The 9,008-nt window shown below is 67.0% G+C and carries 8 protein-coding genes and 1 tRNA gene; 4 read left to right on the top strand and 5 right to left on the bottom strand.

Translation table 11 applies throughout. The features are described 5' to 3' along the window. The 3 genes from K8V11_RS13645 to K8V11_RS13635 form a co-directional block, all read left to right on the top strand. A partial coding sequence (locus K8V11_RS13645) for a thioredoxin domain-containing protein (protein ID WP_303915404.1) occupies nucleotides 1-609 on the top strand: 609 nt, incomplete at its 5' end. A gap of 146 nt (nucleotides 610-755) precedes the next feature. Further along, nucleotides 756-828, top strand: a tRNA-Ala gene (locus K8V11_RS13640). A gap of 172 nt (nucleotides 829-1,000) precedes the next feature. Next, nucleotides 1,001-2,212 carry a PLP-dependent aspartate aminotransferase family protein gene (locus K8V11_RS13635; protein WP_303915401.1) on the top strand — a complete coding sequence of 404 codons (1,212 nt, stop codon included), beginning with the start codon at nucleotides 1,001-1,003 and terminating at the stop codon, nucleotides 2,210-2,212. A gap of 25 nt (nucleotides 2,213-2,237) precedes the next feature. Here the strand turns inward: K8V11_RS13635 and K8V11_RS13630 are convergent, their stop codons facing one another. From K8V11_RS13630 to K8V11_RS13610, 5 genes are all read right to left on the bottom strand, one after another. Next, the gene (locus K8V11_RS13630) at nucleotides 2,238-2,924 is read right to left on the bottom strand and encodes a response regulator (RefSeq protein WP_303915398.1); all 687 of its coding nucleotides are present in this window, start codon (nucleotides 2,922-2,924) and stop codon (nucleotides 2,238-2,240) included. Between the two features lie 12 nt (nucleotides 2,925-2,936). Beyond that, the gene (locus K8V11_RS13625; protein ID WP_303915395.1) at nucleotides 2,937-4,622 is read right to left on the bottom strand and encodes an ATP-binding protein; all 1,686 of its coding nucleotides are present in this window, start codon (nucleotides 4,620-4,622) and stop codon (nucleotides 2,937-2,939) included. 30 nt (nucleotides 4,623-4,652) lie between these two features. Continuing rightward, nucleotides 4,653-6,182, bottom strand: a complete 1,530-nt coding sequence (locus K8V11_RS13620; protein WP_303915392.1) for a CitMHS family transporter — start codon at nucleotides 6,180-6,182, stop codon at nucleotides 4,653-4,655. A 175-nt stretch (nucleotides 6,183-6,357) separates the two neighbouring features. Beyond that, nucleotides 6,358-7,122 carry an SGNH/GDSL hydrolase family protein gene (locus K8V11_RS13615; protein ID WP_303915389.1) on the bottom strand — a complete coding sequence of 255 codons (765 nt, stop codon included), beginning with the start codon at nucleotides 7,120-7,122 and terminating at the stop codon, nucleotides 6,358-6,360. Then, entirely contained in the window at nucleotides 7,119-7,907 is a 789-nt protein-coding gene (locus K8V11_RS13610) for an SGNH/GDSL hydrolase family protein (protein WP_303915385.1), read from the bottom strand. Before K8V11_RS13610 ends, K8V11_RS13615 begins: the two co-directional genes overlap by 4 nt. Nucleotides 7,908-8,064: 157 nt before the next feature. On the opposite strand from K8V11_RS13610, the gene K8V11_RS13605 reads away from it, so the two are divergent. Further along, a complete protein-coding gene (locus tag K8V11_RS13605) occupies nucleotides 8,065-8,967 on the top strand; it encodes a dihydrodipicolinate synthase family protein (RefSeq protein WP_303915382.1) in 903 nt (300 codons plus the stop codon). The last annotated feature ends 41 nt before the right edge of the window (nucleotides 8,968-9,008 follow it).

The raw sequence follows: 9,008 nt of genomic DNA, 5'->3' as shown, positions 1-9,008 counted from the left end.
GAGGCCGTGTCCCTTAATTTCGCCGAAACCGCCGACCCGCAGATTTCCATCTCCGAAGACGGCGCCGTGACCGTAGGCGATCCCGAAGCTCCGAAAATCGACGTGTGGGAGGACTACATGTGTCCCGCCTGCGGCGCGATGGAGGAGCAGTCCGGTGCGCAGATCACAGAGGCCGTCACGGCCGGGGACCTGCAGGTCGTCCATCACTACGTCAACTTCCTCGACCAGCAGTCGGCGAAGGGCGATTACTCGACTCGCATGATCGCCGCGTCCCAGTGCGTCGCGGTCAACGAGGATCTTCAGACCTACCTCGACGCGCGCTCGGCGTGGTTCACCAACCAGCCCGCCGAGGGCGGTGGCGACCGCACCCAATCCGAGATCGCCGAGGACGCGAAGTCCGCCGGTGCCGGGGATGAGTCGGTCAAGTGCATCGAGGGAATCGGCGCCGAGGGCGCCGACAACCTCGACAAGGCCACCGAAACCGCGCAGGCGTCGCAGCAGGCGCTGCAGGACTCGGGGCTCGACATGGCGACACCGACCGTTGCCAAGGACGGCGAGAAGCTCGAAATCGGCGACCCGACCTGGGTCCAGAAGGCGATGGCCGCGTAACACCGGCGATGACGGCGGACCTCGCGTCCGCTCGGCGGGCGGGGAAGTTCCGAGAACGGAGCACCCCGCCCGTCCGCGATTTGGCTCCCCCGATCCGCCTGTTGTAGAGTTTTTCGAGTCGGCATCGCACCGACTCAAGTAAATACGGGGCTATGGCGCAGCTGGTAGCGCACCTCACTGGCAGTGAGGGGGTCAGGGGTTCGAATCCCCTTAGCTCCACCGAGAATCAAGTGTCGGCCCACCGGAAATCCGGTGGGCCGACACTTTTTTGTGCCCGTCGAGCCCTGGGTGCCTCGTGTTCGAAGAACCGCGAATGCGCGGCCGCTATGAGGGCCACCTTCCTCCGGCGTCATACTGGTTGCATTGACTAAATGCGGAAGGTGGGAACGCAATGAGGGAGAACGCGCCGGATAAGCACGACGCCACGACCGTGAGCGATGCGACCTGGGCGGTGCATGGCGGCAACCGAATCGATTCCGATACCGGGGCGGTGCGCACGCCGATCGTCATGGCGAATTCCTATCTGCTTCCCGAGGACCCGTCCGGCATGGACTGGTCCACGGCCGATCGGCTCGTGTACACGCGCAATGGCGCGCTCAACCAGTCCGCGCTGCAGGACAAGCTTGCCGCGCTCGAGGGCGGTGACGCGGCGGCGGTGTTCGCGACCGGCGTCGCGGCGCTGCACGGCACGTTCTTCACGCTGCTGCGGCCTGGCGACCACGTCGTCGTCTCCGACGTGACATACGAGGCGGTGTGGCGCCTGTTCGACGAGCTGCTGCCCGAGCGGATGGGAGTCGAGGCGACGTTCGTCGACGCCTCCGACCCGAGCGCAGTGGCCGCGGCGATGCGCGAAAACACCAAGCTGGTGCACGTCGAGGTCATCGCGAACCCGACCACGAGGGTCGCCGATATCGCGGCGCTGGCCCAGATCGCCCATGACAGCGAAGCTCTGCTTTCGGTCGACTCCACCTTTACGCCGCCGCCCTTGTACCGTCCGCTCGCGGACGGCGCGGATCTGGTGATCCATTCGTTGACCAAGTACATCAACGGTCACGGCGATGCCATGGGCGGCGCGGTGATCGGCGGGTCCGAACTCGTGGCGCGGGTGCGCGGGGACGCGCTTGTCGATGTCGGCGGCATCATTTCGCCGTTCAACGCGTGGCTGATCATGCGCGGCTCGGTGACGCTGCCGCTGCGGCTGCGCCAACACGTCGAGTCGGCGGCGAAGGTCGCGCGGTGGCTGTCCGAGCAGGACGCTATCGCCTACGTGGCCTACCCCGGGCTCGAGTCGCATCCCCAGCACGAGCTCGCGCGTCGGCAGTTCGGCGATTTCGGATTCGGCGGGGTTCTCGCCTTCGCGCTCGACGGCGACAGCGATCTGCAGAATCGCTTCGTCGCCGAGCTTCGTATTGCCACCTCGGCCGTGTCGATCGGGCACGACGAGACGCTTATCGTGCACGTCGGGCCGTCCGGTCGGGGCGGGGCCGAGCATTACCCGGAGGAATTCCAGACCTATGGGCACCTCCGGTTGTCGGTCGGTCTTGAGGATCCCGATGATCTCATCGCCGACTTCGCGCAGGCGCTGGACGCGGCGCGCGACTAGCGCGGGCGTTTCGGCGAGGCCATTCTCAACGGCCCGTATCGAGGTGGTACTCCTGGCGCGGGCGGCCGGTCCCGCCGTACTGCAGCGTCATCTTGAGTCGGCCTGCGGAGACGAGCTGCGCGAGGTGGCGCCGAGCGGTCGGGGGAGCGATGCCGATCGCTTCCGAAACGTCGTCGGCGAAGAGACCGGTGCCGGCCTCGGTGAAGAGCGCGAGAATGCGTTCCTCCGTCGGCGAAGTCTGCTGGGGGCGGTCGCGGCGGGCGATGCCGAACCGAATGGCCGCGAGCGCGTCGTCTACCCGCCTCTGGTCGATATTTCCCTCGGATAGGAGCGCGCGGTAGCGCTGGTAGCCTGCGAGCCGGCGCGCGAGTTCGGTGTCGTCGAACGGTTTGATGAGGTAGGTCAGTGCACCGTAACGGGTCGCCAGGCGGACCGCCTCGCTATCGGTTTCGGCGCCGACGACGAAGCTGTCGCAAGGGAACTCGGCGACGAGATCGATCCCGGAACCGTCGGGGAGATAGACGTCGAGCAGCGCGAGATCGATGGTGCCGCGAGGAGCCGCGGCGAACTCGGCGCGTGCCTCCGCGATTGTTCCCGCCTGGCTGACGACAGTGAATCCCTGCATCGCCGAGACGATAGCGGCGTGCAGCCTGGCGACCCGAAAATCGTCGTCGACGATGAGTACGCCCAGCTCGCCCGTGGCCGAATCCATTGCTTTTCGTCCCTACCCTTCCGAGATCACGTCGCGAAGTTCCGCGACGAACACCGCGCCACCAAGTCCGTCCGGACCGCCGCCCGGGTCGACGACCTGGATATCACCGCCCGCGCGGCGGCAAATCTGCCGCGCCAGCGCTAACCCCATCCCGTGTCCGCCGGGCACGTCATCCGGCTTGGACGTCGCACCCTCGACGAATACCTGCGCCGGGTCGTCGAAGCCGATTCCGGGTCCCGAGTCCGCCACGGTGATCCACAACGTGCCGTCGTCGGTGACGAGTTCGGCTTCTACCTTCGCGCGAATCTCATCGCCGGCCTCGACCCGGCCGAGGTCGTCGGCGGCCGCGTCGATGGCATTGTCGACGAGGTTACCGAGGACAGTCGTCGCCGCCACGGGATCGACGAGAGCGCCGGCAACCCACGTCTGTCCGCCGATGCTCAGCTCCACGCCGCGCTCGCGCGCCAGCGACGTCTTCGCGTCGAGGAAGGCGTGCAGATGGGGCTCGGCGACATTGTCCAAACCGGAGGGCTCCGAGGCGCCACGCCGCCCGATGATCTCGGTGAGAAATTCGAGAGCCTCGTCGCTGTGCCCATGCCGCAGGAGGCCGGACAGGACGTGAAAGCGATTCGCCGTTTCGTGGCGCTGGGCGCGCAACGCCTCGCTCATCGACTTGATCGAATCGAGCTCCCGGCTCAGCTGCTCGATATCCGTGCGGTCGATGACGGACAGGACGACGCCGAGATCCCGCCCGTCGACGGTGACCCGGTGCGAGGAGGCGAGCACGATCCGTTCTCCGACGCCCGCGGCGATCGGTCGCGGATTCGGATCATTGAGAAGCCCGAGAAGACGAGGGGAGAGGGAGAGTTCGTCTTTCGGCGTTCCGACAGGCGCCGAAATGTCGAGCAACTCGCGGGCGCGATCGTTGATCACGCGAAGGCGCTCGTCGCGCCCGATGGCCACCACGCCATCGGCGAGAGAACCGAGGACGGCTCGCTGATCGGTGACGAGGTCGACGAGCTCGTCGGGTTGGAGCCCGAGAGTGAGGCGCCGCCAACGGCGCGCGAGCAGCCACGAGGCCGTGATACCGACGAACAACGCCAAGGCGGCGATGCCGATGGTGACGGCGATGTCGCCGCGAGCCTCGTCGGCGATTTCCTGCGTGGAAATGCCCGTGCTCACGAACCCCACGATCCGTCCGTCGACATCGCGGACCGGCGCCTTGCCGCGCACAGACTCGCCGAGGGTTCCCCGGTCGGTGTCGAGGATTTCCTCGCCATCGAGAACGCCGCTTGGATCCGTGGAGACGTGGAACCCGATCTTGTCCAGGTCGGGGTGCGCGAGGCGGATCCCCTCGCGATTGGCGATGACGACGAACAGCACGCCCGTACGGCGAGCGATGTCGACGGCCATCCGTTGCATGTCTCCGCCGACGAGTTCCTCGGGTGGAACATCGAGGCTTGAAGTCGCCGACAGTTTTTCCCTGACTTCCGGGTCGCTGGCGACGGCGCGCGACACCGCCAGCGCTCGTTCTGCGTACTCCTCGCGCAACTTGTCGTCGGTGCGGCTGATCTGCCATGTGGCGATGACGGCGAGGCTGGCGACCAGCACGAGGACCTGCAGCACGAGGATCTGCGCGACAAGCGAGACGCGACCAGCCCGCCGGGCCGGTCGCGTCTTCATCTCGTGTTGGGTCATGGGGTCAGAATAGGCGCACGCGCAGCGCGATCAGAACGGAATCACACCGACGAGTCCACCGACGAGCAGCATCGCCGCCGACACGATGACGGCGCGCCACAGCACCTTCTTGTGGTGGTCGGCCAGCGACACCGAGGACAACGCGACGAGCAGGAGGATCGCCGGCACCAGTGGGCTCTGCATGTGGACCGGCTGGCCGGTGATGGACGCGCGGGCCATCTCGGCGCCGGTGATTCCGTACTGCCCCGCGGTCTCGGTGAGGATCGGGAGCACGCCGAAGTAGAAGGCGTCGTTGCTCATGAGGAAGGTCATCGGGATCGACAGGATGCCGGTGACCATCGCCAGGCGCGGGCCCATGAAGTCCGGGATCGCGCCGGTGAGCCAGTGGGCGAGCGCGTCGACCATACCGGTTCCGGTGAACACGCCGGTGAGCACGGCCGCGGCGAGCACCATCGCCACGACCGACACGATCGACGAGGAGTGGCGGGTAATGGCGTCCTGCTGGTCCTTGACCCGCGGGAAGTTGATCACCAGCGCGAGACCCGAGGCGATCATGAACAGCACAGGGATCGCGACGATGTCGAGCCCGAGGACCACGAGCAGCGCGATGGTCAGCGCTGCGTTGACCCACAGGAGCTTCGGGCGCAGCGTGTCGCGGTCGGGATCGAGCACCCCGCCGAAAGCGTTGCCCTCGGAGTCCGAACCGCCGTGCGAGCCGCCCGTCCCGTTATCGCTGCCCGCGTCCGTGCCGTACCCGGATCCGCCGGTGGGAGTGCGCCCTCCGCCGTCATGGGCGTGGGTGGTGTCGCTGGGGCGCGTGGCGACGGCGACGGATGAGTACGACGTGGACTCGCTGCTGGACCCGCCGACGGCGGCGACCGACTCGGTGCTGCGCTTCTCGAACGGCGATGCCGCAGACACGAGCACGGACTCGCGGACCTCGATCTTGCCGATGCGGCGGCGCTCCATGAGGCCGAGGTGGTAGGCGAAGCCGAAGACGACGAGCATGCCGACGACGAGCGAGGGGATCATCGGGAGGAAGATCTCGGAGACGTCGATATTGAGGGCAGCGGCCGCTCGCGCGGTCGGTCCGCCCCACGGGAGGATATTCATCGTGCCGTTGGCGAGGCCGGCGACCACGGTGAGCACGACGGGGGAGACGCCGAGCTTGAGGTACAGCGGCAACAGCGCGGACGTGACGATGATGAAGGTCGTGGAACCGTCACCGTCGAGGGAGACAACCGAGGTCAGGATAGCGGTGCCGACTACGAGCTTCGCGGGATCCTCGCGGACGAGTCTGATCACGCCTCGCACGATCGGGTCGAAGAGACCGACGTCGATCATGATGCCGAAGAAGATGATCGCGAAGAAGAGCATCGCGGCGGTGGGCGCGAGGTCCTTGATGCCATCGATGATCATGTCGCTGACCCCGAGGCCGGCTCCGGCGAAGAGACCGAAGGCCACGGGGACGAGGAGAAGCGCCACGACGGGCGTCGCGCGCTTGCTCATGATGAGGTACATGAATACGGCGACCATTGCGAGGCCGAGAACTACCAGCATTACTCACTCGATTCGATCGTTCTGTGCTGTTGAACCCGCCTCTGCTCCGGCAGGTATGTGACACAAGTCTCGGTGTAATGCTGGTCACAGTCACGCTTGTGCGCGTAACTATCGTTTTGCTCGTTTTGCTCGCTCTTTTTACCTATGACGCCGGACGCCGTGGAAACGCCCGCCGCTAGCCGCGCGCGGGCTCGAAGATCTTCCAATCCGCGAACTTCGCGGTGACATTATCGCCGGTGGAGCGCCCCGTGAGCCGCCGCGCGACCCACGGCCAGACGTATTCGCGGTAGTAGCGCGCCTCGGCAAGCGCACCGCGCGTGTGGCGAACACCGGGCGGCGCTTCGACCTCGCCGGAGTCGAGACCGATCTCGCGCATCACCAAATACGCGACGCGCGCGTGACCGGCGGGGTTGAGATGGAGACGGTCCGGGGACCAGTAGTGGGCGTCGCGGATGGCGGAATCGTTGAACACGTCGATGTACGCCGCGCCCAAATCCTCGGCGACTTGCTTGGTCGCGACGGTGAAGTCGGCGGCACGCTGGTGGAAAACCCGGCCGAAGGGGAGTCGGGAGGACGGATCCGCGCCGCTGAGGAGTACCGGGCGAACTCCTTCTTCGTTGCAACGGTTGACGACGTGGCACACGAGTTCGACGAGCGAACGTTCGTCGATGCGGGCGTGAAGGAAATCGTTGCCGCCGCCGTGCACCGACAGGTGCGTGGGCGCCGGGTCGAGCGCGAGCGCGGTCTCGAGTTGCTCCTCGACGATGGGGCCGAGACAACGGCCGCGGATCGCGAGGTTCGCGTAGTGCACGGGCTCGCCGCGGTTCTCGGCGAGCTGCTCGGCGAGACGGTCCGCCCAGCCTCGCGGCGTCCCGTCCGGGTACTCGTCCCCGACGCCCTCGGTAAAGCTGTCTCCAATCGCGACGTAGCGGATGGTCACGCTGATCGAGTCTCCTCTTCTTCTCCTATCGGCCGTTCGATGTGCGTCCAGTTCGGGAATTTCGCCTCACGGCCGTCGCCGGAGGACCGTCCGGTGAGTCGGCGCCCGACCCAGGGTAGGACATGTTCGCGGTAATACCGCACCTCGCCGAGCGGGCTCCGCTTCGCCTCCGTCACCACCGTTTCCTCGTCTGCGGGGAGTGAGAGTTCGAAGGCCTCGAGCACGAGCGAGGCGACGCGCGCGTGTCCGCCGGGGCCCAGGTGGAGTCGATCGCCCGACCAGTAGTGGGCTTTGCGAATCTCGGTGTCGTGGAAGGCGTCGACGAACGTGGTGCCGGTCTCGGCGGTGAGTTCGGAGATCGCGTCGGTGAGCATTCCGGCCCGGCGGTGCAGCAGCTTGCCCATGGGCAGGCGCGAAGACGGGTCCGCGCCGCTGAGGATCACGGGCGTGACCCCGGCTTCGCAGCAACGCTCGATGACTCCCCGGGTGAGGTCGACCAGATGCGCCATGTCGTGCTTCGGGCGCATCATGTCGTTGCCGCCGCCGTTGAGGGTGAGGTGGGTGGGGAGCGGGTCGAGCGACAGCGCGACGTCGAGCTGTTCGTCGATTATGGGATCGAGAAGGCGCCCGCGGATCGCGAAATTCGCGTAGTACACAGGCTCGGGCTGTACCGCGGCGAGCGCGCCGGCAAGGCGATCTGCCCAACCTCGCGGCGTTCCGTCCGGATATTCGTCGCCCACTCCTTCGCTGAAGCTGTCTCCGATTGCGACATAGCGAATGGTCAACGCAATATTCCTTTCGAATCACGGCGCAGTACACCGGTCCCGCGGAGGGACGTACTGTCACCTATATAGCCTGATTATGTAACCTACGCCGGTTCGCACGGGCTCGTGTGAACGGTCCGCGTCGAAGCGGCGGTCCCGGCGATCGAGGAGGACACGGATGTTTGAAGGACTCAGCGCTTTTCCGTTGACGCCGGTCGGTGGCGATGGCGTCGACGAGGTGGCCTTCGCCGGGCTGATCGATCGGCTGGTGGCCGCCGGTGTCGACTCGATCGGCGCGCTGGGCTCGACCGGTTCCTATATGTACCTCGACCGCGCAGAGCGGGCGCGGATCGCCTCGCTGGCCGTCGAGCGGGCGGCAGGAACACCGGTCATCGTCGGGGTGGGGGCTCTACGCACCGAGCATGTGCTTGCCCACGTCGACGATGCCCAGTCTGCCGGGGCGGACGCCGTCCTCCTTGCACCGGTGTCCTACCAGCCGCTCACCGCCGACGATGTGTATGGGCTGTACGAGGACGTCGACCGTGAGCTCTCGGTTCCGCTGGTGGTGTACGACAATCCGTCGACTACCGGCTTCGAGTTCACCGACGAGCTGTACGCGGCGCTGGCGCGGCTCGCCAATGTCGCCGCGATCAAGCTCCCCGGGGTGCCGAAGGAGCCTGGCGCGGCGGCGCAGCGCGTGTCCGAGCTGCGCGTACGTATCCCTTCAGGCGTGGCGCTCGGAGTTTCCGGAGACGGATTCGGCGCCGCAGGGCTCCTCGCGGGCTGCGAGTCCTGGTTTTCGGTTCTCGGTGGCACGCTGCCCGCGCCGGCGATCGAGATCGCCCGTGCCGCACTCACCGGCGACGCCGACAAGGCGCTCGCGGCGTCGGAGCGCCTGCGACCGGTATGGGATCTCATGGCCGAACACGGGAGTCTCCGCGTCACCGCCGCGATCGCGGAGCATCTCGGGCTCGTCGCCGCGCCGAGCCTGCCCAGGCCCATTCGCGGCCTCGCGGGAGCGGACGCTCACCGGGTCGCCGAGATCGTCGACCGTCTGGAACTCGCGGACCGGGGCGACTAGGCCGAGGGGGCGATCACTGCGGCCGGGTTGACCGAGTTGAG

Origin of the sequence: Dietzia timorensis, from assembly GCF_020742175.1 — a bacterium.
Taxonomy (GTDB): Bacteria; Actinomycetota; Actinomycetes; order Mycobacteriales; family Mycobacteriaceae; genus Dietzia; species Dietzia timorensis_A.
The sequence above is the reverse complement of the archived record's forward strand: the minus strand, read 5'-3'. Positions and strand labels throughout refer to the sequence as shown.

Coding starts and splice junctions, on each gene's coding strand:
- K8V11_RS13620 (WP_303915392.1), bottom strand. CDS start 6,182: ATGCTGGTAGTTCTCGGCCTCGCAATGGTCGCCGTATTCATGTACCTC.
- K8V11_RS13605 (WP_303915382.1), top strand. CDS start 8,065: ATGTTTGAAGGACTCAGCGCTTTTCCGTTGACGCCGGTCGGTGGCGAT.
- K8V11_RS13625 (WP_303915395.1), bottom strand. CDS start 4,622: ATGACCCAACACGAGATGAAGACGCGACCGGCCCGGCGGGCTGGTCGC.
- K8V11_RS13630 (WP_303915398.1), bottom strand. CDS start 2,924: ATGGATTCGGCCACGGGCGAGCTGGGCGTACTCATCGTCGACGACGAT.
- K8V11_RS13635 (WP_303915401.1), top strand. CDS start 1,001: ATGAGGGAGAACGCGCCGGATAAGCACGACGCCACGACCGTGAGCGAT.